Source organism: Geodermatophilus sp. SYSU D00525 (assembly GCF_054050475.1).
In genome coordinates, this window is the sequence record NZ_JBJGZK010000030.1 from 1 (window position 1) to 25,643 (window position 25,643).

Annotated in this window: 21 protein-coding genes and 1 tRNA gene; 12 read left to right on the plus strand and 10 right to left on the minus strand. The window is 75.4% G+C overall.

What is annotated here, in order from left to right; genetic code table 11:
* Window positions 1-147: 147 nt before the first annotated feature.
* Window positions 148-855, minus strand: a complete 708-nt coding sequence (locus ACI796_RS19725) for a hypothetical protein (protein ID WP_456942917.1) — start codon at window positions 853-855, stop codon at window positions 148-150.
* A gap of 185 nt (window positions 856-1,040) precedes the next feature.
* On the opposite strand from ACI796_RS19725, the gene ACI796_RS19730 reads away from it, so the two are divergent.
* From ACI796_RS19730 to mnhG, 8 genes are all read left to right on the plus strand, one after another.
* On the plus strand, window positions 1,041-2,216 hold the full coding sequence (locus ACI796_RS19730) for a sensor histidine kinase (RefSeq protein ID WP_456942918.1): 1,176 nt from the start codon (window positions 1,041-1,043) through the stop codon (window positions 2,214-2,216).
* Window positions 2,213-2,872 carry a response regulator gene (locus tag ACI796_RS19735; RefSeq protein ID WP_456942919.1) on the plus strand — a complete coding sequence of 220 codons (660 nt, stop codon included), beginning with the start codon at window positions 2,213-2,215 and terminating at the stop codon, window positions 2,870-2,872. The genes ACI796_RS19730 and ACI796_RS19735 overlap by 4 nt, the downstream gene beginning before the upstream one ends.
* Before the next feature lie 117 nt (window positions 2,873-2,989).
* Window positions 2,990-5,857 (plus strand): Na+/H+ antiporter subunit A, encoded by a 2,868-nt coding sequence (locus ACI796_RS19740; protein ID WP_456942920.1) that lies wholly within the window; start codon window positions 2,990-2,992, stop codon window positions 5,855-5,857.
* The gene (locus tag ACI796_RS19745) at window positions 5,854-6,372 is read left to right on the plus strand and encodes a Na(+)/H(+) antiporter subunit C (protein WP_456942921.1); all 519 of its coding nucleotides are present in this window, start codon (window positions 5,854-5,856) and stop codon (window positions 6,370-6,372) included. Before ACI796_RS19740 ends, ACI796_RS19745 begins: the two co-directional genes overlap by 4 nt.
* Window positions 6,369-8,030, plus strand: a complete 1,662-nt coding sequence (locus ACI796_RS19750; protein WP_456942922.1) for a Na+/H+ antiporter subunit D — start codon at window positions 6,369-6,371, stop codon at window positions 8,028-8,030. The genes ACI796_RS19745 and ACI796_RS19750 overlap by 4 nt, the downstream gene beginning before the upstream one ends.
* Entirely contained in the window at window positions 8,027-8,581 is a 555-nt protein-coding gene (locus ACI796_RS19755; RefSeq protein ID WP_456942923.1) for a Na+/H+ antiporter subunit E, read from the plus strand. Before ACI796_RS19750 ends, ACI796_RS19755 begins: the two co-directional genes overlap by 4 nt.
* Window positions 8,578-8,880 (plus strand): monovalent cation/H+ antiporter complex subunit F, encoded by a 303-nt coding sequence (locus ACI796_RS19760; protein WP_456942924.1) that lies wholly within the window; start codon window positions 8,578-8,580, stop codon window positions 8,878-8,880. The genes ACI796_RS19755 and ACI796_RS19760 overlap by 4 nt, the downstream gene beginning before the upstream one ends.
* Entirely contained in the window at window positions 8,877-9,242 is a 366-nt protein-coding gene (gene mnhG, locus ACI796_RS19765; RefSeq protein WP_456942925.1) for a monovalent cation/H(+) antiporter subunit G, read from the plus strand. Before ACI796_RS19760 ends, mnhG begins: the two co-directional genes overlap by 4 nt.
* A gap of 20 nt (window positions 9,243-9,262) precedes the next feature.
* Here mnhG and leuA read toward each other — a convergent pair whose 3' ends face one another.
* From leuA to ACI796_RS19780, 3 genes are all read right to left on the minus strand, one after another.
* The gene (gene leuA / locus ACI796_RS19770) at window positions 9,263-10,999 is read right to left on the minus strand and encodes a 2-isopropylmalate synthase (protein WP_456942926.1); all 1,737 of its coding nucleotides are present in this window, start codon (window positions 10,997-10,999) and stop codon (window positions 9,263-9,265) included.
* Between the two features lie 177 nt (window positions 11,000-11,176).
* Window positions 11,177-11,839 (minus strand): helix-turn-helix domain-containing protein, encoded by a 663-nt coding sequence (locus tag ACI796_RS19775; RefSeq protein ID WP_456942927.1) that lies wholly within the window; start codon window positions 11,837-11,839, stop codon window positions 11,177-11,179.
* A gap of 300 nt (window positions 11,840-12,139) precedes the next feature.
* A complete protein-coding gene (locus tag ACI796_RS19780; RefSeq protein ID WP_456942928.1) occupies window positions 12,140-13,732 on the minus strand; it encodes a phospholipase D family protein in 1,593 nt (530 codons plus the stop codon).
* 94 nt (window positions 13,733-13,826) lie between these two features.
* Here ACI796_RS19780 and ACI796_RS19785 point away from each other — a divergent pair, with 94 nt between their 5' ends.
* The 3 genes from ACI796_RS19785 to ACI796_RS19795 are packed head-to-tail and all read left to right on the plus strand — an operon-like array spanning window position 13,827 to window position 17,420.
* Complete coding sequence (locus ACI796_RS19785) at window positions 13,827-15,095, plus strand: aspartate kinase (protein WP_456942929.1); 1,269 nt, start codon at window positions 13,827-13,829, stop codon at window positions 15,093-15,095.
* The gene (locus ACI796_RS19790; RefSeq protein WP_456942930.1) at window positions 15,092-16,141 is read left to right on the plus strand and encodes an aspartate-semialdehyde dehydrogenase; all 1,050 of its coding nucleotides are present in this window, start codon (window positions 15,092-15,094) and stop codon (window positions 16,139-16,141) included. The genes ACI796_RS19785 and ACI796_RS19790 overlap by 4 nt, the downstream gene beginning before the upstream one ends.
* A gap of 19 nt (window positions 16,142-16,160) precedes the next feature.
* Window positions 16,161-17,420, plus strand: coding sequence for a glycosyltransferase 87 family protein (locus ACI796_RS19795; protein ID WP_456942931.1), 1,260 nt, complete (start codon window positions 16,161-16,163; stop codon window positions 17,418-17,420).
* Between the two features lie 55 nt (window positions 17,421-17,475).
* Here ACI796_RS19795 and ACI796_RS19800 read toward each other — a convergent pair whose 3' ends face one another.
* The 5 genes from ACI796_RS19800 to ACI796_RS19820 form a co-directional block, all read right to left on the minus strand.
* Window positions 17,476-19,257: a prolyl oligopeptidase family serine peptidase gene (locus ACI796_RS19800; protein ID WP_456942932.1), complete on the minus strand. Its 1,782-nt coding sequence runs from the start codon at window positions 19,255-19,257 to the stop codon at window positions 17,476-17,478.
* Between the two features lie 4 nt (window positions 19,258-19,261).
* Window positions 19,262-20,380 (minus strand): hemolysin family protein, encoded by a 1,119-nt coding sequence (locus ACI796_RS19805; RefSeq protein WP_456942933.1) that lies wholly within the window; start codon window positions 20,378-20,380, stop codon window positions 19,262-19,264.
* Window positions 20,377-21,726, minus strand: coding sequence for a hemolysin family protein (locus tag ACI796_RS19810; RefSeq protein WP_456942934.1), 1,350 nt, complete (start codon window positions 21,724-21,726; stop codon window positions 20,377-20,379). Before ACI796_RS19810 ends, ACI796_RS19805 begins: the two co-directional genes overlap by 4 nt.
* An 83-nt stretch (window positions 21,727-21,809) precedes the next feature.
* Window positions 21,810-21,883: transfer RNA gene (locus ACI796_RS19815), tRNA-Pro, on the minus strand.
* A 47-nt stretch (window positions 21,884-21,930) separates the two neighbouring features.
* A complete protein-coding gene (locus tag ACI796_RS19820) occupies window positions 21,931-22,842 on the minus strand; it encodes a metallophosphoesterase (protein WP_456942935.1) in 912 nt (303 codons plus the stop codon).
* A gap of 81 nt (window positions 22,843-22,923) precedes the next feature.
* Here ACI796_RS19820 and ACI796_RS19825 point away from each other — a divergent pair, with 81 nt between their 5' ends.
* Complete coding sequence (locus ACI796_RS19825; protein ID WP_456942936.1) at window positions 22,924-23,376, plus strand: GatB/YqeY domain-containing protein; 453 nt, start codon at window positions 22,924-22,926, stop codon at window positions 23,374-23,376.
* A 17-nt stretch (window positions 23,377-23,393) separates the two neighbouring features.
* Here ACI796_RS19825 and ACI796_RS19830 read toward each other — a convergent pair whose 3' ends face one another.
* A complete protein-coding gene (locus ACI796_RS19830; RefSeq protein WP_456942937.1) occupies window positions 23,394-25,631 on the minus strand; it encodes a transglycosylase domain-containing protein in 2,238 nt (745 codons plus the stop codon).
* Window positions 25,632-25,643: the final 12 nt, after the last annotated feature.

Below are 25,643 nucleotides of genomic sequence, written 5' to 3' on the forward strand. Positions count from 1 at the left end.
AGGCCCTCGCGAGCGCGGCGGCCGCCCGGCCCCCCCCCCCGCCGCCGCGCCCCCCCCCCCCCCCCCCCCCCCCCCCCCCCCCCCCCCCCCCCCCCCCCCCCCCCCCCCCCCCCCCCCCCCCAGCACGATCAGCTGACCTGATCGTGCTCACGCGGCGACGGCGGCCTCGGCGCGGCGGCGCTGCACCATCCGCGCCCCGACGACGAACGCGGGGACGGCGCCGACCAGCGCGAAGCCGGCGTACAGCAGCGGGGTGAAGGTGAGCGCCGCCGACGCGACCAGGCAGGCCACGGCCGGGACCAGCAGCCACCAGCTGATCACGCCGGCCCGCGCGAGGCCGGCGTAGCCGACCAGCGGGCCGAGCAGGCCGAACAGCGTCACGGTGCCGACGACGCCCACGGCCGCCTGACCCTGCACCGACTCGAACAGCGCGAGCGCGGTGTCGGCGGGCAGCTCCTGGCCGATGCCGCCGGTCCAGAAGTCGTAGAGCACCATGCCCGTCACGGTGACCAGGCCGATCGCGGACAGCAGGGCGCCGACGATCGTCGGGATCCGGCCGCGGCGGCCGCGGACCAGCGCCGGGGCGGCCAGCCAGGCCAGTGCGAGGGCCATGTTGCCGTAGTGCAGCAGCAGCGCCGACAGCGCCGTCTGCCCCTCGTCGGCGGCCAGGGAGGCGATGTAGTCGGCGTCGGCCGGGGAGGCCTGCGGCGGGGAGGTGGCCAGGCCGGCGACGTAGAGCAGCGAGCCGCCGACCAGGGCGGCGCCGGCGATCGGCAGCATCAGCGAGCCGGCGCTGCGGGCCGGGCGCGCCTCGGAGGTGGTGGTGGTGCGGGTGGGGAGCGCGGAGGTGGTCATCGGTCCTCGTCGGTCGGGGCACCGCTCGCTGCGGTGCGTCGGCGAGGACTCTCCGGCCGCGGGGCCCTCCGGCACGTCCGTCCCGGCGGACCGACCGTCCTCCGCCGCGAGGAGGAGGGACGGCGGGTGTCCATCGGCCGCGCGGGGGATCCCGGGCGCCCCCGCGGGCCCCTACCGTGCTCGCCGTGCCCCGCTGGTCCGCCTCCCCGTCCCTCCGCCGCCTGGTCTGGCCGGCCCTCGGGCTGCTGCTCGCGGTGCTGGCGGTCGTGGAGACGGCGATCGACGAGACCCACCGCTTCCCGCTGGTCACCGCGGTGCCCGGCGTCGTCGTCGGCGCGGTGGTGGCCCTGGGCACCCGGTGGCCCGAGGCGGCCGCGGTGGCCGGCGGGCTCAGCGTGCTCGGCAACTACGCGCTCGGGACGCCCGGTCCCGGCGGCGCCCAGCTGATCGCCATGGCGGTGCTCGTCGGGCACGCCGCCGCGGTGCTGCCGGTGCGGCGGGGGCTGCGCGCGGCCGCCGTCGCGACGCTGGTCGTGGTGGTCAGCGGGATCGTGTTCGGCCCGTCGACCTGGGAGAGCGTCTTCTACCTCGTCGTCACCGGCACCGCCTGGGCCGTCGGGGTCCTCGTGCGGCAGTCGCACCAGCGCTCGCTGGCGCTGCAGGCGCTCGCCGCGCGGCTGGCCGAGCAGCAGGAGGCGGTGGCCGGCGCCGCGGTGGTGGCCGAGCGGGCGCGCATCGCCCGGGAGGTGCACGACTCGGTGGCGCACGCGGTGAGCGTGATGGTGCTGCAGATGGGCGGCCTGCGCCGGCTGCTGCCCGACCACCCCGAGGCGCAGGAGGTGCTGCTCGGCCTCGAGCGGCTCGGCCGCGAGTCGGTCGACGAGATGCGCCGGGTGGTCGGCATCCTCCGCGAGTCCGGCAGCGGGGACCCGGCGCCGCAGCCGTCGCTGTCCCGCCTCGACGCCGTGCTCGCCGAGCTGCGCGCCGGCGGGATGCCCGTGCAGCACGTCGTCACCGGTGAGCCGGCCGAGCTGCCGCCGCTGGTCGACGTCGCGGCCGTCCGCGTGGTCCAGGAGGCGCTGTCCAACGTCGTCCGGCACGCCGGTGCCGCGGCCACGCGGGTCGAGGTCGCCTGGACGCCGGGCCGGGTCACCGTGACCGTCACCGACGACGGCCGGCCGCGGGTCCCCGTGCCACCGCCGGCCCCCCGCACCGGCGGCCACGGCCAGGTGCACATGCGCGAGCGGGTGGCCGTGGCCGGCGGCGACCTCTCGGTGGGGCCGGTCCGCGGCGGCTACCGGGTCCGGGCCGGCTTCCCGGTGCCCGCGCCGGCGACCGCGCCCGCGGCGGTGGGCGCGTGACGATCCGGGTGGTGCTGGTCGACGACCAGTCGATGATCCGCACCGGCCTGCGGATGGTCCTCGCCGCCGAGCCCGACATCGAGGTGGTCGGGGAGGCCGGCGACGGCGCCGGCGGCGTCCGGGTGGTCACCGAGCTCGCGCCCGACGTGGTGCTGCTCGACGTCCGGATGCCCGGCATGGACGGGCTGGAGGCCGCGCGGCGGATCGCCGAGGCCGGCCTGCCCACGCGCGTCGTCGTCCTCACCACCTTCGACGAGGACGAGTACGTGGCCGCCGCGCTGCGCGCCGGGGTCAGCGGGTTCCTGCTCAAGGTGGCCCCGCCCGAGGACCTGGTCGCCGCGGTGCGCACCGTGGCCGCCGGGCAGGGGCTGCTCGACCCGGCAGTGACGCTGCGGGTGATCCGGTCCTTCGCCGCCGCGCCCGCGCCCGACCCCGGCCGCGCCGCCGAGCTCGCCCGGCTGACCGAGCGGGAGACCGACGTCCTGGCGCTGGTCGCGGCCGGGCTGTCCAACGCCGAGATCGCCGCGCGGCTGTACCTCGGCGAGGCGACGGTGAAGACGCACGTCAGCCGGGTGCTGCTGAAGCTGGGCCTGCGCGACCGGGTGCAGGCGGTGGCCTTCGCCTACGAGTCGGGGCTGGTGACGCCGGGTAGGTGACCCGGTCCTCCCCGCCGTCGGTTTCCCGGCGCGGGAGCGGCGGTACCCCCATGAGGGGGCGACGCCGCCGCACCGCCGTCGTCGCGTGCTCCCCTCCGCCGCCGACCCGGGAGCCCCGTGATCGCACTGCTGCTCGCGCACCTGGTGGCCGCCCTGGCGGCGCCGGTGCTGGTGCGGTGGTGGGGACGCAACGCCTTCCTCGCCCTCGCGCTGGTGCCCGCGGCCGGGCTGGCCTGGACGCTCGCGCAGCTGTCGGCGGTCGCGTCCGGCGGCGACGTCCGCGAGACCGTGCCCTGGGTGCCGGAGCTCGACCTGTCGGTCGCGCTGCGGCTGGACCCGCTCGCCCTCGTGTTCGCCGGGCTGGTCACCGGCGTCGGGGCGCTGGTGCTCCTCTACTGCAGCCGCTACGTGGAGCCGGACGACGAGGGCACCGGTCGGCTGGCCGGCTGCCTGACCGCCTTCGCCGGCTCCATGCTGGCGCTGGTCCTCGCCGACGACGTCTACCTGCTCTACGTCGCCTGGGAGCTGACGACGGTCTTCTCCTTCCTGCTCATCGGCGGGTCGGGGAGGTCGCTGGCGGCGCGGCGGGCGGCCAGCCAGGCGCTGGTGCTCACCACCGCCGGCGGCCTGGCGATGCTGGCCGGGCTGGTCGTGCTGGCGCACGCCACGGGCACGTCGCGGCTGTCGGCGATCGTCGCCGACCCCGGCGGCGGGCCGGCCGTCGTCGCCGGGGTGCTGCTCGTGCTGGCCGGCGCGGTGACCAAGTCCGCGCTGGTGCCGTTCCACTTCTGGCTGCCGGCGGCCATGGAGGCGCCGACGCCGGTGAGCGCCTACCTGCACGCGGCGGCCATGGTGAAGGCCGGCGTCTACCTGGTCGCGCGCCTGGCGCCCGGCGTCGCGGACCTGCCCGGCTGGCGGCCGCTGGTGCTCGGCCTGGGTGTGGCCACGATGCTGGTCGGCGGCTACCGGGCGCTGCGCCAGTCCGACCTCAAGCTGCTGCTCGCCTTCGGCACGGTCAGCCAGCTCGGGTTCCTCACCACGCTGGTCGGCGCCGGCAGCGCTGAGCTCGCCCGCGCCGGGCTGGCCATGGTGCTCGCCCACGGGCTGTTCAAGTCCACGCTGTTCCTCACCGTCGGCGTCGTCGACCACGCCACCGGCACCCGCGACCTGCGGGAGTTGTCCGGCCTCGGCCGCCGGATGCCGGTGGTCGCCGCCGTCGCCGGCCTGGCCGCGGCGTCGATGGCCGGGCTGCCGCCGCTGCTCGGCTTCGTCGGCAAGGAGGCGGCGTTCACCGCGCTGCTCGACGGCGGCCTGCCCGGCCGCACCGCCGCGCTGCTGGTCCTCGCCGGGCTGGTGCTCGGGTCGGTGCTCACCGTCGGCTACACGCTGCGCTTCCTGTGGGGCGCGTTCGCGGCGAAGCCCGGCCGCCCGGCCACCGAGGTGGCGCACCCGCCGGGGCCGCTGTTCCTCGCCGCCCCGGTCGTCCTCGCCGTCCTCGGCCTCGCGGGTGGCGTCCTCGCCAAGGGCCTCGAGCCGGTCGTCGGCCGCTACGCCGACGAGCTGCCCACCTACGCCCCGGAGGTGGAGGAGCTCGCGCTGTGGCACGGGCTCCAGCCGGCCCTGGCCCTGTCGGCGCTCACCCTGCTCGGCGGTGCGGCGCTGTTCGCCGGGCGCGCGGCGGTGGCCCGGGTGCAGCGGCGGCTCACGGTCCGGGCGTCGGCCGACGAGGGTTACTGGAACGTGCTGCAGGGCGTCGACCGGCTCGCCGTCCTCGTCACCGGGACGACGCAGCGCGGGTCGCTGCCGGCCTACCTCGGCACCATCCTCACCGCGGTCGTCCTGCTGCCGGGCGCGCTGCTCACCACCGTCGCGGAGCGGCCGGCGCAGTGGCGGGCCTGGGACACCCCCGTCCAGGTGCTGGTCGGCGTCGTCGTGCTGCTCGCCGCGGCGATGGCGGTGCGGGTGCGCCAGCGGCTCTCGGCGGCGCTGGTCGTCGGCGTCACCGGCTACGGGCTGGCGGTGTTCTTCGTGATCGCCGGTGCGCCGGACCTCGCGCTCACCCAGTTCCTCGTCGAGACGGTCACGATCGTGGTGTTCGTCCTGGTGCTGCGGAAGCTGCCCAAGGACGTGTCCGAGCGGCACCGCCGCCGGGAGCGCACCGGCCGCGGCCTGCTCGCCGTCGGCGTCGGCCTGCTGATGGGCGCGGTCTCCGCCGTAGCGCTGGCCGCCCGCGACGCGCCGCCGGTGTCCGACGAGTACGCCCGGCTCGCCGAGGAGGCGGAGGGGGACAACGTCGTCAACGTGACCCTGGTCGACATCCGCGCCTGGGACACCTTCGGGGAGATCTCGGTGCTCATCGTCGCCGCCACCGGCGTGGCCAGCCTGGTCTTCCTGCGGCGGCGCAGCGGGGCGATCGAGCGGGCCGAGCGCGAGGACCAGGCCGCCGGGCCGTCCCGGCGGGCGCCGGTCGGGGAGTGGCTGGCCGCCGGCGCCACGCTCGACCCGCGGCGCCGGTCGGTGGTGCTCGAGGTCGTCGTCCGGATGCTGTTCCACACCGTCCTGGTCTTCTCGCTGTACCTGCTGTTCGCCGGCCACAACCAGCCCGGCGGAGGGTTCGCCGGCGGCCTGGTCGCGGGGCTCGCGCTGGTGCTGCGCTACCTGGCCGGCGGCCGCTACGAGCTCGGCGAGGCGGCTCCCCTGGACCCCGGCCGGCTGCTCGGCGCGGGCCTGCTGCTGGCCGGCGGCACCGGCGTCGCCGCGCTCCTGCTGGGCGGGCAGGAGCTGGAGTCCACCTACTGGGAGTGGACGCTGCCCGTCCTCGGCGACGTCAAGCTCGTCTCGCCCCTGTTCTTCGACGTCGGCGTCTACCTGGTCGTCGTCGGCCTGGTGCTCGACGTGCTGCGCAGCCTCGGCGCCGAGCTCGACCGCCAGGAGGACGAGGACGACCCGGTCGAGATCGCGCCGGGGGAGGTGGTGGCCCGGTGACGCCGACCGTCGTCCTGCCTGTGGTCATCGGCGGCCTGTACGCCGCCGGGGTCTTCCTGCTGCTCGACCGCAGCCTCACCCGGGTGCTGCTCGGCTTCCTGCTGCTGGGCAACGCCACCAACCTGCTGCTGATCAGCGCCGCGGGCCCGGCCGGGAGCGCGCCGCTGCTCGGCCGCGGCGACGGCGACACCGCCGACCCGCTGCCGCAGGCGTTCGTGCTCACCTCGATCGTCATCACCTTCGGCGTCTCGGCGTTCCTGCTCGCGGTGATCCACCGCTCGTGGCGGCTGGCCCGCCAGGAGGCGGTGGAGGCCGACGAGGAGGACCGCCGGCTGGCCACCCGCGAGGGCCGCCGCTCCGGCCGCGAGGACCCCGACGAGATCGACCCGGACCGGCTCGCCGCCGAGGACCGGCGGCCCTTCCACGCCGAGCCGCCCCGGCGCCGCGGGCAGCTGCCGCCGGGCACCCCCGCGGACGACGTCGACCTGCCCCCGGCGCGACGGCGGTCGCGGTGATCCGGGTCCTCGCGCCGCTGCCGGTGGTCCTGCCGCTGCTGGGCGCCGCCGTCTCGCTGCTGCTCAGCCGCCACACGCGGACCCAGCGGACGCTCAGCGTCGCGGTGCTCGCCGCGGTCCTGGGCGTGTCCGCGACCCTGCTGGTCCTCGCCGACCGGTCGGGGGCGGTCGCGGTGGCGGTCGGCGACTGGCCGGTGCCGCAGGCGATCTCTCTGGTCGTCGACCGGCTGTCGGCGCTGATGCTGGTGGTGGCGCACACCGTGGGCCTCGGGGTGCTGCTGTTCGCCGTCGGCCAGGGCGCCGCCGACGGCGGGGAGCAGGCGCCGGTGTCGATCTTCCACCCGACGTTCCTCGTGCTCATGGCCGGCGTCGGGTTCGCGTTCCTCTCCGGCGACCTGTTCAACCTCTACGTCGGCTTCGAGGTGCTGCTGACCGCCAGCTACGTGCTCATCACCCTCGGCGGGTCGGCGCCGCGGGTGCGCGGCGGGATCACCTACGTCGTGGTCAGCCTGGTCGGGTCGCTGCTGTTCCTCGCCGCGATCGGCCTGGTGTACGCGGCCACCGGCACCGTGGACATGGCCGACCTGTCGGTGCGGCTGGCCGAGGTCCCCGAGGGCACCCGCACGCTGCTGCACGCGCTGCTGCTCATCGCCTTCGGCATCAAGGCCGCCGTCTTCCCGCTCTCGGCGTGGCTGCCCGACAGCTACCCGACCGCGCCGGCGCCGGTGACCGCGGTGTTCGCCGGGCTGCTCACCAAGGTCGGCGTCTACGCGATCATCCGCACGCAGACGCTGCTGTTCCCCGACGGCGCGCTGGACACCCTGCTGATGGCGGCGGCGCTGGCCACGCTGGTCGTCGGCATCCTCGGTGCGGTCGCGCAGACCGACCTGCGCCGGATCCTGTCCTTCACGCTGGTCAGCCACATCGGCTACCTGGTGTTCGGCATCGCGCTGGGCAGCGTCGCCGGGCTGACCGCCGCGGTCTTCTACGTCGTCCACCACATCGTCGTCCAGACCACGCTGTTCCTCGTCGCCGGGCTGGTCGAGCGCACCGGCGGGTCGACGTCGATCCGCCGGCTCGGCGGCCTGGCCGCCGCCTCCCCGCTGCTCGCGGTGCTGTACCTGCTGCCGGCGCTGAACCTGGCCGGCATCCCGCCGCTGTCGGGGTTCCTCGGCAAGCTGGGGCTGGTGCAGGCGGGGGTCGCCGACGGCCGCCCCCTGGCGCTGGTGCTGGTCGGCGCCGGGCTGGTGACCAGCCTGCTCACCCTGCTGGCGGTGGCCCGGGTGTGGACCCGCGCCTTCTGGCGGCCGCGGGCGCAGGAGCCCGGCGCCGACACCGCGGCCGCCGCGGCGGCGGACGCGGGGCCGCGCCCGGCCGGGGCCCGCCCCTCGGGGAACGGCGTCGCCCGGCCGTCGTCGGCGTGGCAGCGCCAGGTGGCCGTGGCGACGGCGTCCGAGGGGCCCGAGGAGCCCGACGAGCACCCGGGCGAGCCCGCGGAGCGGCTGCCGCGCCTGCTGGTCGGCGCGACGACGGCGCTGGTGGCGCTGACCGTCGCCCTCACCGTGCTGGCCGGCCCGCTCTACGGCCTGGCCGACCGCGCCGCCACCGACCTGCTCGACCGCGGGCCCTACCGCTCGGCCGTCGAGGGGGAGCGGTGACCGACCGCGCCCGCCACCTGCTGCGCCAGCTGCCCGCGCTGGTCTGGCTGGTCCTGGTCTGGGTGCTGCTGTGGGGCACCTGGTCGTGGGCGAACGTGCTGGGCGGCGTGCTGGTCGCCGTCCTGGTCACCCGGGTGGTGCCGCTGCCGGCGGTGGTGGAGAACGTCCGGATCCGTCCGCTCGCGCTGCTGCGCTTCCTCGCGGTGTTCGCCGTCGACCTCGCCGTCTCCAGCGCGCAGGTGGCCTGGCGCGCGCTGCGGCCGGGCCCGCCGCTGCGCAGTGCCGTCATCCGGGTGCAGCTGCGCACCGACTCCGACCTGCTGCTCGCGGTCACCAGCGAGGCGCTCAGCCTGGTGCCCGGGTCGGTGGTGCTCGACCTGGACCGCGAGCACCGGGTGCTCGCCGTCCACCTGCTCGAGGTCCGCGACCGCGACGACCTCGAGCGCCAGCGCGCGGGCGTGCTGGCCATGGAGGACCGGGTGGTGCGGGCGTTCGGCCGGTCCCGCGAGCGCGCCGCGCTGGACGCGGAGCCTGCGGAGGTGGCGCGGTGAGCTGGGTGGCCGTCGTGGCGTTCGCCTTCCTCGGGGCGGGGGCGCTGCTCGCGCTGGTGCGGCTGGTCCGCGGCCCGTCGCTGCTGGACCGGGTCGTGGCCGGCGACGCGATGCTGGTGATCGTGGCCGGCGGGCTCGGCGTGCACGTGGCGCTGTCCCGCGACGCGTCGGTGGTGCCGGTACTCGTCGTCGTGGCGCTGCTGGGCTACATCGGCGCGATCGCGGTGGTCCGCTACGTCGGCGGCATGGTGCTCGACCGGCCCCCGGGCGAGGACCCGGTGGGGGAGGAGCGGCCGTGAACGCCGTCCTCGACGTCGTCGCGACCGTCTGCCTGCTGCTCGGGTCGTTCCTCGCCTTCACCGCGGGGCTCGGGCTGCTGCACTTCCCGGACGTGCTGACCCGCCTGCACGCGGCCACGAAGCCGCAGGTCACCGGGCTGCTGCTGGTGCTGGTCGGCGGGGCGATCAGGCTGGCCGGGACGCCCGCGATGTGGGCCCTGCTGCTGGTGGCGATGCTGCAGGTGCTGACCGCGCCGCTGTCGGCGCACATGGTCAGCCGGATCGCCTACCGCCGCCGGCACGTGCGCCGGGACCTGCTGGTGGTCGACGAGGTGGCCGAGCACGCCGGCCGGGACGCGGACCCGGGGCTCCGCGGCGACTGACGCCACGGAGCCCCGGGTCCTCAGCGCAGGGCCCGGTTGACCGCCGAGACGACGGCGCGCAGCGAGGCGCTGACGATGTTCGGGTCGATGCCCACGCCCCACAGCACGCGCTCGCCGACGGCGCACTCGACGTAGGCGGCGGCGCGGGCGTCGCCACCGGCGGACAGCGCGTGCTCGGCGTAGTCCAGGACCCGGACGTCGACGTCGAGGGTCTTCAGCGCGTCGACGAACGCGGCGATCGGACCGTTGCCGCGGCCCTGCACGGTGACCGGTACGCCGTCGGCGGTCAGCTCGACCACCATCTCGTCGAGCTGCTCGCCGTGGGCGGTGTGCCGGTGGCCGGTGAGGGCGAACCGGCCCCACGGGGCGTCGGGGTCGGGCAGGTACTCGCTGGTGAACGCGGCCCACATCTGCTGGGCGGTGACCTCCCCGCCCTCGTCGTCCGTGTGCCGCTGGACGACGCCGCTGAACTCGATCTGCAGCCGCCGGGGCAGGTCGAGGTGGTTCTCGGTCTTCATGACATAGGCCACGCCGCCCTTGCCGGACTGGCTGTTGACCCGGATGACCGCCTCGTAGCTGCGGCCGACGTCCTTGGGGTCGATCGGCAGGTACGGCACCGCCCACGGCATCTGCTCGACCGGCGTCCCGGCGGCGGCCGCGTCGGCCTCGAGGGCCTTGAAGCCCTTGTTGATGGCGTCCTGGTGGGAGCCGGAGAAGGCGGTGTAGACCAGGTCGCCGCCGTAGGGGTGCCGCTCGTGCACGCCGAGCTGGTTGCAGTACTCGACGGTGCGGCGGATGTCGTCGATGTCGGAGAAGTCGATCTGCGGGTCGATGCCCTGGCTGAACAGGTTCAGGCCCAGGGTGACCAGGTCGACGTTGCCGGTGCGCTCGCCGTTGCCGAACAGGCAGCCCTCGATGCGGTCGGCGCCGGCGCGGTAGCCCAGCTCGGCGGCGGCGACGGCGGTCCCGCGGTCGTTGTGCGGGTGCAGGCTCAGCACGACGGCGTCGCGGCGGCCCAGGTTGCGGTGCATCCACTCGACCTGGTCGGCGTAGACGGTCGGCTCGGCCATCTCGACGGTCGCCGGGAGGTTGAGGATGGTCGGCCGGTCGGGGGTCGGCTCCCAGACGTCGGTGACGGCGTTGCAGATCTCGAGGGCGAAGTCCAGCTCGGTGCCGGTGAAGGACTCGGGGCTGTACTCGAAGCGGATCTCGGTGTCGCCGGCCTGCTCGGCCAGCTTGCGCACCAGCTGGGCGCCGTGGACGGCGATGTCGACGATGCCGGCGCGGTCGCTGTCGAAGACGACGCGGCGCTGCAGCGTGCTGGTCGAGTTGTAGAGGTGGACGATCGCCTGCTCGGCGCCGCGCAGCGACTCGAAGGTGCGCTCGATCAGCTCGTCCCGGGCCTGCGTGAGGACCTGGATCGTGACGTCGTCGGGTACCAGGTCGTCCTCGACGAGCTGGCGGACGAAGTCGTAGTCGGTCTGGCTGGCCGCCGGGAAGCCGACCTCGATCTCCTTGTAGCCCATCCGCACCAGCAACTCGAACATCCGGCGCTTGCGGTCGGGGCTCATCGGGTCGATCAGGGCCTGGTTGCCGTCACGCAGGTCGACGGCGCACCAGCGCGGGGCCACCGTGGTGACCTTCTCCGGCCAGGTGCGGTCGGGCAGGTCGACCGGCTGGAACGGGGCGTAGCGGGAGATCGGCATCCCCGAGGGGCGCTGGGGGTTGCGGGCGTGCGGGTGCTGCGGGCTGGTCACGGTGGGATGACTCCTCTGGCGCGGGCTGGACTGTCGCTCCTGGGGGGCGGTCAGCGGGCACCGGGACGTCATCGACCACGGCAGGATCTCCGCGGCGAGGGAGCCGACCTAGGAGGAGGCCTCGCCGCGGCGGGTAAGCAGGAGGCTGCCGCGCACGGAGCCCACGGTAGCAGCGGGTCAGCCGAGGTCGCAGCCACACGCGCAGTCCGGCGCGTGCGGTGCAGGCGGCGCCGGCCGTCCCGGTGCCGGCGGGAGCTCGTCGAGCAGCAGGTCGTCGCAGGCCGGAGGGCAGACGCAGCGGAACTCCGGCGGGGGCGGCGGGAGCAGCCCGGCGGCCCGCCGGCGTTCCAGGTCCTCCGCGCGGGCCCTCTCCGCGGCCGCCCGCCGGGCTGCGGCCCGGTCGGCCAGGCCGTCCCCGGGCCGGGGGAGCTGGTGGTCCTCCGGCGTCCCGCGTCTCCGGCGGCGTTCGTCCCTGCTCCACCGGTCGCGGGTGAACGTGTAGGTGACCGGCGTGCGGTCGTACCGGTGCGGCCCGTGCCACCAGCCGTCGTCGCCGTGCCGGGTGTCGAGGTGCGCCGGGAAGTGCCGGTCGCCCTCGTCCCGGACCGCCGCGCCGTCCATCGGCGCCACCTCCCGCCCCTCGGCGTCCAGCAGCGCCAGCCGCAGCCCCGCGACGGCCGCCAGCCGGGCCAGCACGCGGGCGTCGAGCCCGCGCGTCCCGGCCTCGATCGCCGCGATGGTCGACTTGGACAGCCCGACCGTCCCCGCCAGCTCACGCTGCGACAGGTCCGCGGTCCTGCGGATGCGTCGCAGGACGCCGGTGAGGTCGAAGTCGGCCACGCGCCGAGCTTGGGCCCGTGCGTCGGACGCGGGGGTCGGCAGGTGCACCTGGGGAAGCTCGTGCTCTGCCCACAGACGCGGGCAGAGCACGAGATCCTGTGGTGTACACGTGCCCGTCTCCCTTCGTGCTCTGCCCCGTGTGCGGGGGCAGAGCACGAGCTCGCTCGGGAGGAGGTGCTGCCCGGGTCGGCACGGGCGAGTGGGGTGCGCCGGGAGCGGCCGGTCGGACTCGTGGGGCAGGGCGTGCCGGGACCGGGCGGCTGGGCCGCTGGGGCGTCCGGGTGCTCAGGACCCGGGTGCTCAGAACTCGCGGCGGCGGCGGAGGCGGAGCGGGCGGCCGTCGGGGTCGTCGACGAGGCGGTACAGCGGCGTCGCCCACAGCCGGGTGGTCAGCGACAGCCGCTCGGGGCGGTGGTGGCGCAGCCGGCCGCGCGGGCGGGGGCCGTGGCGGCCGCCGTCGTACCAGGCGTCGAGCGCGTCGGCCGAGGCGTCGAGGGTCGCGACGAACGTGGCCGGGTCGAGCAGGTCGGCGTCCTCGCTGCCGTCCTCGGCCCGGTCGGTGTGCTCGCGGGCGAGCACCAGCCGCAGGTCGCGGGCGAAGGTCCGGGCGCCGTCGCCGGTGCCGGCCGGGTCGCGCGGCTCGCGGGGGTCGAGCGTGGTGTCGAGGACGGCCGAGGACAGCTCGCTGTCGTGGGTCCAGGAGCGGCGGTTGAAGTTGTCGCTGCCCACGCTGGCCCACACGTCGTCGACCACGCAGACCTTCGCGTGCACGTAGACCGGCGTCCCCTCGTGGTTCTCGACGTCGTACACGTGCACCCGGTCCCGGCCGGCCCGGCGGCACATCTCGATCGCCTGCCAGCGCCCCACGTACTGCGGCCGCTGGGCGATCGCGCCGTCCTGGTCGGGCACCCGCGGCACGACGACGACCAGGTGCAGGTCGGAGTGCTGGCGCAACGCGTCGGCGAACAGCTCGGCCACCTCGGCCGACCACATGTACTGGTCCTCGAGGTAGATCAGCCGCCGCGCCCGCCGGATCGCCTTCGAGTAGCCGCGGGCGACCGACCGCTCGCCGTCGGGGGCGAAGTCGTAACGCGGCCGGATCGCCGGGTAGGTCCGCAGGTTCTGCACCAGGTGCGGTCCCGTCGGCGGCGGGGCCGGCAGCTGTGGCGGCAGCGGGTCGGCGAACATGCGGCCCCGGCGGAACCGGTCGACGACGTGCGCGATCGGGTTGCCCTCGTCGGGGTCGGTGGGGTCGTCCCACCGCTCGCGGAACACCGTGTCCAGGGCCGCGACCGCCGGACCCCGGACCATCAGCTGCACGTCGTGCCAGGGTGGGGTGGGGCCGTACGCCGCGGCCATCGGCAGCGTCTGCGGGTCGCCGCGGTGGTCGGCGTCGTCGCGGCGGCTGTGGCACAGGTCGATCCCGCCGACGAAGGCGGTGTCCTTGGTCGGGTCCTGGTCGTGCCGGCAGACGACGAGCTTCTGGTGGTGGCTGCCCCCGCGGCGCACCCGCTGGTCGAGCACCACCAGGCCGCCGCCGTCCTCGACCTCGCGGTCCAGGGCCCGGTTCTCGCGGGCGCTGAACGACAGCCAGTCCACGTGCGAGCGCCAGACCAGACCGCGCACGGTCACCCCGCGGCGCACCGCCTCGGTGAACAGCTGGGCGACGGTCGGCCCACCGGGGCGCAGCTCCTCGTCGGGGTCGCCGCGCCAGTCGGTGAAGAACAGGTGGTCGCCCTCGTCGAGCCCCTCGACGCACTCGACCAGCCGGTCGAAGTAGGTGGCGCCGTGCACCAGCGGCACGGCGAGGTTGCCCTCGGTCCAGGCCGGTAGCTCCGTGGCCGTGTTACCTCGCTCCTCGGCGCTGAGCAGCCAGTCCTCGGGAGCGGTCACCCGGTGATCACATCGCCCGCGGCGGCGGGACGCAACGGGACCGCGCCGGGCTGATTCACGGGGGAGGAGGCCGGCATCGGTAGCCTGTGGACCCGTGGCCCTCGTCGTGCAGAAGTACGGTGGCTCCTCCGTGGCCTCCGCCGCCCACATCAAGCGCGTCGCGGAGCGCATCGTCGCGGAGAAGAAGGCCGGCAACGACGTCGTCGTCGTGGTCTCGGCGATGGGCGACACCACCGACGAGCTGCTCGACCAGGCCGCGCAGATCACCGACGAACCGCCCGGCCGCGAGCTGGACATGCTGCTCACCGCGGGCGAGCGCATCTCCATGGCGCTGCTGGCCATCGCGATCAGCACGCACGGCTACGAGGCCCGCTCGTTCACCGGCTCGCAGGCCGGGGTGATCACGACCTCCAGCCACGGCAAGGCGCGGATCATCGACGTCACGCCCGGCCGGCTGCGCTCCGCGCTCGACGAGGGCTCGGTCGTCATCGTCGCCGGCTTCCAGGGCGTCAGCCAGGACACCAAGGACGTCACCACGCTCGGCCGCGGCGGGTCGGACACCACCGCCGTCGCCGTCGCCGCGGCCCTGCAGGCGGACGTCTGCGAGATCTACACCGACGTCGACGGCGTGTTCACCGCCGACCCGCGGATCGTCCCCAACGCCCGCCGGCTGGAGACGGTCACCTACGAGGAGATGCTCGAGCTGGCGGCCTCCGGCGCGAAGGTGCTCATGCTCCGCTGCGTCGAGTACGCCCGCCGCTACGGCATCCCGGTGCACGTCCGCAGCTCCTACTCACAGCTCCCCGGCACCGTGGTGACCGGCTCGATGGAGGACCTCAGCGTGGAACAGGCGATCATCACCGGCGTCGCGCACGACCGCAGCGAGGGCAAGATCACCGTCTACGGCGTGCCGGACCGGCCGGGCGAGGCCGCGCAGATCTTCCGCGTGCTCGCCGACGCCGAGATCAACATCGACATGATCGTGCAGAACGTGTCGGCCGAGGCCAGCAAGCTCGCCGACATCTCCTTCACGCTGCCCAAGAGCGACGGCCCGGCCGCGATCGCCGCGCTGGAGAAGGTCAAGCACACCGTCGGCTACAGCGACGTCCGCTTCGACCAGCACATCGGCAAGGTCAGCCTGGTCGGCGCCGGCATGCGCAGCCACCCCGGCGTCTCGGCCCGCTTCTTCGGCGCCCTGGCCGACGCCGGCGTCAACCTCGAGCTCATCAGCACCTCGGAGATCCGCATCTCCGTGGTCTGCCGCGACAGCGACGTCGACCTCGCCGTCCGCGCGGTGCACGACGCCTTCGACCTCGGCTCCGACGAGGAGGAGGCCGTGGTCTACGGAGGGACCGGACGATGAGCACCTTCAAGCGCGACGGCCTGCGCGTCGGGATCGTCGGCGCCACCGGCCAGGTCGGCGCCGTCATGCGCCGGATCCTCGCCGAGCGGCAGTTCCCGCTCGCCGAGCTGCGGTACTTCGCGAGTGCCCGCAGCGCCGGCAGCACCCTGCCCTGGGGCGACGGCGAGATCACCGTCGAGGACGCCGCCACCGCCGACCCCACCGGGCTCGACGTCGCCCTGTTCTCCGCGGGCGCGAGCACCTCGCGGGCGCAGGCGCCGCGGTTCGCCGAGGCCGGCGTGACCGTCGTCGACAACAGCTCCGCGTGGCGCCGGGACCCCGACGTGCCGCTCGTCGTCGCCGAGGTCAACCCGCAGGCGCTGGCCGAGATCCCCAAGGGGATCGTCGCCAACCCGAACTGCACCACGATGGCCGCGATGCCGGTGCTCAAGCCGCTGCACGACGAGGCGCAGCTGGTCCGGCTGGTCGCGAGCACCTACCAGGCGGTCTCCGGCAGCGGCCTGGCCGGCGTCGAGGAGCTCGACGGGCAGGTGCGGGCGGTCGCCGACAAGGCCGCCGAGCTCACCCACGACGGCGCGGCGGTGGCCTTCCCCGAGCCGCAGAAGTACGTGCGCCCGATCGCGTTCAACGTGCTGCCGCTGGCGGGGAGCGTCGTCGACGACGGCTCGCTGGAGACCGACGAGGAGCAGAAGCTCCGCAACGAGAGCCGCAAGATCCTCGGCATCCCCGACCTGCGGGTCTCGGGCACCTGCGTGCGCGTGCCGGTCTTCACCGGGCACTCGCTGTCGCTCAACGTCGAGTTCGCCCGGCCGCTGCCGGTCGCCCGCGCCACCGAGCTGCTCACCGGGGCGCCCGGCGTGCAGCTCACCGACGTGCCGACGCCGCTGCAGGCCGCCGGGCAGGACCCCAGCTACGTCGGGCGCATCCGGCAGGACCGGAGCGTCGACGACGACCGCGGTCTGGTGCTGTTCGTCAGCAACGACAACCTGCGCAAGGGCGCGGCGCTCAACACCGTCCAGATCGCCGAGCTGCTGCTCCGGCGCTGAGCGGGCCGCGCTGAGGGACGTGGCACCCGTCGGCCGTCCGGGGGCCGGGTGGCGGGTCGCCGCGCAGGTCGCCGTCGTCCTCGCGCTGGCGGTGCTGGCCGGGCTGGCCTCGGCGCTGGGTCCCAACGACCCCTGGCACAACTGGTTCGACCTGCGGGTCTACGACGGCGCGGTCGAGTGGTGGCGCTCGGGCCGGCCGCTCTACGACTACGCGTTCGGCCGCACCGACTACGGCTTCACCTACCCGCCGTTCGCGGCGCTGGCGGTGCTGCCGATGACGCTGCTGTCGATCGAGGCGGTCGCGGCGGTGCACGCCGGGCTCAACCTGCTGGTGCTGGCCGGGATCACCGCGTGGCTGGTCGCACCCCTGGCCCGCCGGCACGGGTGGCCGGTCGCGTTCACCGTCGCCGCCGCCCTGCCGGTGGTGTTCGTGCTCGAACCGGTGCGGGAGACGATCGGCTTCGGCCAGGTCAACCTGCTGCTGCTCGCGCTGGTGCTGGCCGACGTCACCGCGCTGCGCCGCGGGTGGCGGTGGGCCGGCGTCGGCATCGGGCTGGCCGCGGCCTTCAAGATCACACCCGGGCTGTTCGTCGTGTACCTGCTGCTGACGCGGCGCTGGCGCGCGGCGGCGGTCGCGACCGGCACCGCGGCCGTCGCGACCGGCCTGGCGTTCGCCCTCGCCCCGGCGACCTCGTGGCGGTTCTTCACCGAGACGCTGTGGCAGACCGAGCGGGTCGGCCGGCTGGACAAGACGTCCAACCAGTCGCTGCTCGGCGCGCTGGCGCGGCTCACCGACCCGGCGCAGCCGCCGCGGCTGCTGTGGCTGGTGCTCGCGGTCGCCGTCCTCGCGCTGGTGCTCACCCGCGCGGTGCGGGCCGCCCGCGCCGGTGACGACCTGGCCGGCGTCGCCCTCACCGGCCTGGCCGCCTGCCTGGTCAGCCCGATCGCCTGGTCGCACCACTTCGTCTGGCTGGTGCCGGCGCTGCTCGTCCTCGTGGACGTCGCCGCGGGCCGCCCGGCGGCCCCGGAACAGCTGACCGGGCGCCGGGCGGCCGCGGTGCTCGCCGTCGTCACCGGGCTGGTGCTGGCGTCGTCGTCGATCTGGTTCGCGGAGGCCGACCCGGGCCACCACCACGACCTCGGCGTCCCGGGGATCCTGGTCGAGGACCTGTACCTGCTGACGACCCTCGCCGTCGTCGCCCTGCTCCCGGCCAGGGCGACGACACCGTCGGCCTACCGGCCGACACCGCGGCCACGTGCCGTCCCCGACCGCCGTTGAGCCGCTCCGTGGTCCCGGTCGGGGAGCCTCCGGCCCCCGCTCCCGAGACCACACGTCACGGTGTGACGTGCCTGAGGGCGAACGACAGCGCCGTCTCGACCTGCCGGATCGTCTCCTCGATGACCAGCGAGCCGTGCCCGGCGTCGAAGCGGTACACCTCGTGCGGGCGGCCCAGCCGGTCCAGCTCGGCGAGGTAGTTCTCGATCTGCCGGATCGGGCAGCGCGGGTCGTTGGCCCCGGCGACGACGAGCACCGGCGCCCGCACCTGCTCGACGTAGGTGATCGGCGAGGACCGCACGTACCGCTCGTGCACCTCGTCGGGGGAGCCGCCGAACAGCGCCCGGTCGTAGGCCCGCAGGCCCTCCATCTCGTCCTCGTAGGCGGCCAGGTAGTCGGCCACCGGGACCTCGGCGATGCCGGCGGCCCAGCGCTCGGGCTGCGTGCCCAGGCCCAGCAGGGTGAGGAAGCCGCCCCACGAGCCGCCGGTCAGCACCGCGCGCGCCGGGTCGAGGAAGCCCTCGGCGACCAGCGCGTCGTAGACGGCGGCGACGTCCTCGAGCTCGGTGAGCCCGGGCCGGCCGGTGAGCGCGTCCCGCCAGGCGCTGCCGTAGCCGGTGGAGCCGCGGTAGTTGACGTGCACGACCGCGTAGCCGGCGTCGACGTAGGCGGCGCGGCGGGCGCGGTAGGAGTCGTCGTCGGCGGACTCGGGGCCGCCGTGCACCAGGAACGCGGTCGCGTACGGCGGCTCCCCGGCCGGCCGGACGACGAGCGCGTGCACGTCCCCGCCCGGGCCGGGCACCCAGCGGTCCTCGACCGGGTGCGCCGCCGGCGGTTCCTCGCCGGGGGCGGCGAGCACCACCGGCCCGTCGGCGCGGCGGATCACCGGCGGGCGCTCCGAGGACGACCAGGCCAGCTCCACGGTGCCGTCCGGGCGCGCGGTGGCCCCGCGGACGACGCCGGACGGGGTGTCCAGCCGCTCCAGCGCGCCCGTGGCCAGGTCGTAGCGGTACAGCTCGCTGCGGGCGGCGTGGTCGTGGCCGACCAGCAGCGCCGACCCGTCCGCGTACCAGCCGGCGGTCACGTCGCCGGGCAGGTCGAGCACGATCTCGGTCTCGGTGTCGGCCACGACGTCCCAGACCAGCAGCTCCTCCCGGCCGCGCCGCTCGTGGCCGACCAGCAGCCGCCGGTCGCCGGGCAGCGGGGCGAACTCCAGCGCGTGCAGGCCGCGGCCCTCGCCGTCCCACTTCTCGGCCACGACGGAGTCGTCGGCGGTCCGCAGCACCCGCAGCGCGGGGTAGCGCGGGTCGCCGTGCTCGGAGTGCGAGATGACCAGCAGCTCGTCGTCGAGGGTGAGGGCGTCGACCGAGGCGGGGTCCTCGTGCCGGTAGACCACCCGCGGCGTCCCGCCGGCGGGCGCCAGCCACAGCTCGCTGCCGTCGTCGGTGGAGCGGCCGATCGCCACGAGCGAGGAGCCGATCTCCAGGCCGGCGGGGTAGGCCGGCCCGACCTCCGGGACGGCGACCCGGTCCTCGCCGCCCGCGAACGGCTGCACCATCCAGACGCCGAACTCGTCGCCGTCGGTGTCGGCGAACCACCAGATCGTCTCGCCGTCGGGGGACAGCGTGCCGATCAGCGTGCCGTTGGGCCGGTCGGTGGCCTGGCGGTGCGCGTCGGTGGTGCGATCCCAGGCGTACTGCTCGACGACGCCGCTGACGTCCGAGGCGTACAGGCAGCGCTGCGGCGCGCGCAGCGCCCAGTCGGGCAGGCTGACGCGGGGCGCGCGGAAGCGGGCCTGCCAGCGGGCGGTGACCTCCGGGGACAGGACGGGGGCGCTCACCCGCTCATCTTCCCCCGGCGCCCGCCCCGGCCCACCGGCCGCCCCGGGCGGCGATCGCCCGGGCCCGTTCGGCCGCGGCGTCGGCGGCGGCGTCGCGGACGTCGCCGATGAGCAGCTCGAGCACGTCCTCCAGCGCCACCAGGCCGACGGTGCGCCGCTCCGCGCCGCGGGTGTCCACCACGCCGCCGAGGTGGGCGCCCTGCGCGCGCATCTCCGACAGCACCTCGGGCAGCCCCGTGCCGGGCGCGATCGGCACCAGCCGGTTGACGTGCTCCTCCGGGATCGGCCGGTCCCGGCCCTCGGCCCCGATGCCCAGCACGTCCTTGACGTGCACGAAGCCGGTCAGCGACCCGTCCTCGTCCTGCAGCGGGTAGCGGCTGAAGCCGTGCTCGGCGACGACGGCCTCCAGCTGCCGGGGCGTCGTCCCGCGCGGCACCGTGACGACGGTGTCCATCGGCAGCAGCACGTCCTCGACGGTGTGCTGCTCGAAGGTGAGCGCGCCCGCCGCCAGCTCGCTGACCTCGGTGCCCAGCAGCCCCTCGCGGCGCGACTGGGTGATCATCGAGCGGATCTCGGTCTCGTCGAAGCTGGCCGCCACCTCGTCGGTGGGCGTGGCGCCGAACGCCCGCACGAACGCGTTGGCCGTGGTGTTGAAGAACCAGATGACCGGCTTGAGCAGCCGGGTGAAGGTGGCCAGCGGCGGGCCGAGCACGATCGCCGCGCGGTCCGGCCCGGCGATGGTGATGTTCTTGGGCACCATCTCGCCGAGCACCATGTGCAGCACGGTCACCAGTGCCAGCGCGATGACCAGGGCGATCGGGTGCAGCAGCCCGTCGGGGACGCCGACGGCGTGCAGCGGCGCCTCGATGAGGTGGGCGACGGCGGGCTCGCCCACGGCGCCCAGGCCCAGCGAGCACAGCGTGATCCCCAGCTGGGCGCCCGCCATGTTCTGCGACACGTTGCGCATCGCGGCCAGCGTCCTGGCCGCCCGCGCGGAGCCCTCCGCGACACGCGGCTCGATCTGGTCGACCCGCGCGGACACCAGCGCGAACTCGGCGGCCACGAAGAAGGCGTTGCCCAGCAGCAGGGCGACCAGGACCAGCAGGCTGACGACGTCGCTCACGCCGCCGCCTCCTGCCGCGCCCGTGCCCGCGAGGCCGTGGCGCCCGGCGGCAGCACCACCGTCCGCTCGGCCAGGATCCGCGCGACCCGGCGGCCGTCGAGGCCCTGCACGGTCAGCCGCGCGCCGTCGAACTCGACGCAGTCGCCGACCTCGGGCAGCCGCTGCAGCCGCTCGGCGAGGAACCCGGCCAGCGTCTCGTACCGCCCCTCGGGCACCGCGATGCCGGTCCGCTCCAGCACCTCGTCGGGGCGCAGCAGCCCGGACAGCGCCCAACGCACGTCGTCGACCCGGCGCATGGTGCGCAGCGGCCGGTCGGTCTCGTCGGTGATCTCCCCGACCAGCTCCTCCACGATGTCCTCCAGCGTCACCACGCCGTGCGTGGCGCCCCACTCGTCGACCACCAGCGCGATCTGCAGGCCCTGCTCGCGCAGCAGGTCCAGCAGCCGCTCCAGCCGCAGGGACGAGGGGACGGCGAGCACCGGGTCGGCCAGCTCGCCGGCGGTGCGGCGGCCCCGCTCGGCCTCCGGGACGGCGACCGCGCGCTTGACGTGCACGACCCCGGTGACCTCGTCGAGGTCGGAGCCGTAGACGGGGAAGCGGGAGTTGCCCGACTCGGTGGCCGCGGTGATGACGTCGGCGGCGGTGGCGCTGGCCCGCAGCGTCCACAGCCGGGTCCGCGGCGTCATGACGTCGGTGGCGTACTTGGCGCGCAGGCCCAGCGAGCGCTCGAGCAGGCGGGCGGCGACGGGGGAGAGGTCGCCCTCGGCCGCCGACCGGCGGGCCACCGCGGCCAGTTCCTCGGCGCCGCGGGCGGAGTCCAGCTCCTCGCGGGGCTCGAAGCCCAGCCGGCGCACGATCGCGTTGGCCAGCCGCTGCAGCGCGTTGACGACGACGCCCGCGACCGCGGTGAACGCGCGCATCCCCGGCGCGACGACCTTCGCGATGCCCAGCGGGTCGGCGATGGCCAGGTTCTTCGGCCCGAGCTCGCCGAGGAGCATCTGCAGCGTCGTCGCCAGGGCCAGCGCGAGGCCGTAGGAGACGCCCGTGGCCACGGCCCGGGACAGGCCGAGCGCCTCGAGCGGGCCGTGCAGCAGCTGGCCGATCGCGGGCTCGGCCAGGTAGCCGACCACCAGCGTCGTCAGCGTGATCCCGAGCTGGGCCGCCGACAGCTGGGTCGACAGGGTCCGCAGCGCGGTCACCACGCCGCCGGCCCGGGAGTCCCCGGCGCGGGCGGCCTCCTCGACGCGGCCGCGGTCGACCGTGGTGAGGGAGAACTCGGCCGCGACGAAGAAGCCGGTCAGTGCCGTGAGCAGCACGGCGGCGAGGAGGAGCAGCCACTCGGTCATCGGGTCCCCGGTGCCCGCATCGGCGCCCGGCCAACCCCCGGGAACGACTCAGGGGCCGCCCGCAGGCGGCCCCTGAGCTGGAGTCGGGGTGACAGGATTTGAACCTGCGGCCTCGTCGTCCCGAACGACGCGCGCTACCAAGCTGCGCCACACCCCGGTGCCTCGACCACTGTAGCCGAGCGGTGCCAGCCGCCCGGCGGCGGGTCAGGCGGGCCGCGCCGTCAGCGTGAGCAGCGTCGCCTCGGGCGGGCAGGCGAACCGGACGGGCGCGTAGGGGCTGGTGCCCAGGCCCGCCGAGACGTGCAGCCAGGTGCCGTTCGGCCGCCCCGGCGCGGGCTCGGCCCAGCGGTGCAGCCAGCGGACCCGGTCCCGGTCGATGCCGCAGTTGGTGACCAGCGCGCCGTAGAACGGCACCCGCAGCTGCCCGCCGTGGGTGTGGCCGCACAGCAGCAGGTCGTAGCCGTCGGCGGCGAAGCGGTCGAGCACCCGCGGCTCGGGGGAGTGGACGACGCCGATGCGCAGGTCCGCCGTCGGGTCGGCCGGGCCGGCGACGGCGTCGTGGTCGTCCCGGCCGATGTGCGGGTCGTCGCACCCGGCGAACACGATCCGCCGGCCGGCGACGGTCAGTTCCCCGCGGGCGTTGGTGAGGTCCAGCCAGCCGCGGCCGGTCAGCCCGTCGCGCAGGTCGCGCCAGGGCAGCTCGGTGCCGTGCACCCGCTTGTCGGGCCGGGTGAGGTAGCTGAACGGGTTCTTCGGCCGCGGCGCGAAGTAGTCGTTGGACGAGGTGACGAAGGCCCCGGGCCGGTCCAGCAGCGGGTCCAGCGCCTGCAGCACCGTCGGGACGGCGTCGGTCCCGGCCAGGTTGTCCCCGGTGTCGACGACGAGGTCGGGCTCGAGGCCGTCCAGCGCCGCCACCCAGTCGCGCTTGGACCGCTGCCCGGCGGTCATGTGCAGGTCCGACAGGTGCAGCACGGTCAGCGGCGCCGAGCCGGGGGCCAGCACGGGGACGTCGAAGCGGCGCAGCGTCCAGCGGTTGCGCTCGTACAGCGACGCGTAGGCGACGGTGGAGGCGCCCGCGGCGACGGTGGCCGTGGGCAGGGCGGTGTACCAGCGCACGGGCCCGAGCGTACGGGCCGCCCCCGGACCCGGGACGAGCCGACGGGGACCCTCCGCCGGCGTCGTGCCAGGCTGGACGGCGTGTCTGACCTCAAGGACCGGCTGCGCGCCGACCTCACCACCGCCATGAAGGCCCGCGACGAGCTGCGTACCGCGACGCTGCGGATGGTGCTCGCGGCGGTCAGCGCGGAGGAGGTCGCCGGCAAGGAGGCCCGGGAGCTGTCCGACGACGAGGTGCTCGCCGTGCTGCGGCGCGAGGCCAAGCGGCGCCGGGAGGCGGCCGAGGCGTTCGACACGGCCGGCCGCGCCGAGCAGGCCGGCCGCGAGCGCGCGGAGGGCGAGGTGGTGGCCGCCTACCTGCCCGCCCAGCTCGACGACGCCGACCTCGCCGCGATCGTGGCCGACGCGATCACCCGCACCGGCGCGAGCGGCATGAAGGACATGGGCCGGGTCATGGGCGCCGCCAACGCGGCCGTCGCCGGCCGGGCCGAGGGTGCCCGGGTGGCCGCGGAGGTCCGCCGCCAGCTGGGCTGACCGGGGCCGCGGCCGGGTCAGTTGTCGCCCCGGCCCCCGTCGCCGCCGCCCCAGTTCCCGTTGCCGGGCCGGCCGTTCGCGTCGCCCTGGCCGCCGTCGCCCTGGCCGCCGTCGCCCTGGCCGGCGCCGCCCTGGTCCGGCGTCGCGGTCCCCTGGTCCGGCGTGGGCACGGGGGCGCTCGGCGCCGGCGGGGCGGGCTGCCCCTGCAGCAGGACCGGGTCGGCCGGCGGGAACGCCGAGGTGGGCTTGTCGGCGAGGAAGGGCGCGAAGGCGTTGTGCCAGATGGTGGCCGGCATGTTGCCGCCGTAGCCGCCGACGTCCTGCTGCTCCTTGGGGTTGAACACCATGACGCTGGCCGCGTACTCGGGCATGACCCCGACGAAGGCCACCGAGTCCCGGCCCTGCGCGGTACCGGTCTTGCCGGCGATCGCGTGACCCGGGATGGCGGCCCGGGTGCCCGTGCCCTCGGGGAGGGCGGTGTCGCCGACCAGGATGTTGGCCAGCGTGTTGGCGATGTTCGGCGGGATCGCGTTCGGGGTGCACTGGTTGCCGCGGGCCACGGGCTGCCCGTCGTCGCCGGTGAGCGGCCGGCCGTCGCGGTCCAGCACCTGGGTGACCGGGATCGGGTCGCACTGGGTGCCCTGGGCGCCGAGCGTGGCGTACGCGTTGGCCAGGTCCAGCGGGCTGGTGGCCTCGGCGCCGAGCGTGAACGAGCCGAAGTTGCCGTCGATGATCTCGTCGGCGGAGTTCTGGGTGGGCTGGTCGAAGCCCATGCCCATCCGCTCGGCCATCCGCACCGGGCCCTCGACGCTGCCCAGCCGGTCCTCCAGCGCGAGGAAGTAGGTGTTCGACGAGCGGACCAGCGCGCCGACCATGTCGAGGGTGTCGGGGTAGTTGCCGGCGTTCTCGACGCAGTACATGCCGGTCGACTGGGACCGGTCGCCGCCGCAGGAGGGGCCGCGGAACACCCGCGAGGTGTACTGGTTGCCCGGCGTGCTGATCACGGTGCTGGCCGGGATGCCCGCCTCCAGCGCCGCGGCGGCGGTGAACACCTTGTAGGTCGAGCCGGAGCCCTTGCTGGCCGCCGTGTGCAGGACGACGGACTCGCACTGCGGGTCGGCGCAGCCGTACTGCCGGTTGACGCTCATCGCCAGGACGGCGCCGGTGCCCGGCTGCACGGCGGTGAACATGCCGGCGAGCCGGTCGCCCATCGGCAGGGTGGTGAGGACGGCCTGGTCGCCGAGGGTCTGCAACTGCGGGTTCAGCGTCGTCTGGATGGTCAGGCCGCCGTTGTCCAGCAGTTCCTGGCTGATGCCGAGGGTCTGGGTCAGGTACTGCTGCATGAAGGCGCAGAAGAACCCGCCGACGGCGGCGTCGATGCAGCCGTTGGGCGGGCTGATGCCCGGCGCCACCTGCACCGGCTCGGCCATGAGCGCGGCGAGCTGCTCCTCGGTCGTCCCCTCGAGGTGGCCGAGGTCGAACATCCGCTGCAGCACCTGGTTGCGGCGGGTCTGGCCGTTCCCCGGCTGGGTGATCGGGTCGTCGTTGGTCGGGCTCTGCACCAGCCCGGCGAGCATCGCCGCCTGCGGGAGGGTGAGGTCGGCGGCGTTGACGCTGAAGTACTTCTGGGCGGCGGCCTGGATGCCGTAGGCGCCCTGCCCGAAGTACACGATGTTGAGGTAGCGGGTGAGGATCTCGTCCTTGGAGTAGGTCTCCTCCAGCGCCAGGGCCAGCCGGGCCTCGCGCAGCTTGCGGGACAGGCCCTCGACGCCGTCCTGCTCGATGGCCTCCTGCCGCTCCTCGGCGCTGTCGGCGGTCTCCAGCAGGGTCTGCTTGACCAGCTGCTGGGTGACCGTCGAGCCGCCCTCCTGCACCGAGCCCGCGGCCACGTTGGTCACCGCGGCGCGCAGCGTGCCCTGCACGTCCAGGCCGTTGTGCTCGTAGAAGCGCGAGTCCTCGATGTCGACCAGCGCCTGCTTCATCACGTCGGCGATCTGGTCGGACGCCACCACCGTGCGGTTGTGGGAGTAGAAGTTCGTGATCAGCGAGCCGTCGGCGGCGAGCACGCGGGAGTTGCCCGCGGGCGTGGCGTCGGTGAGCTCGACCGGCAGCGCGTCGAGCAGGGACGCCGAGTTGCGCGCCACCAGCCCGCTCCCGCCGACGAGGGGGAAGAGCATGCCGGCGACGAGCGCGCCGGCCACGACGATCATCGCGAGGAGCTTGCCCAGGACTCGGGCGCGGGAGGCAGCAGACATCACCGCCAATGT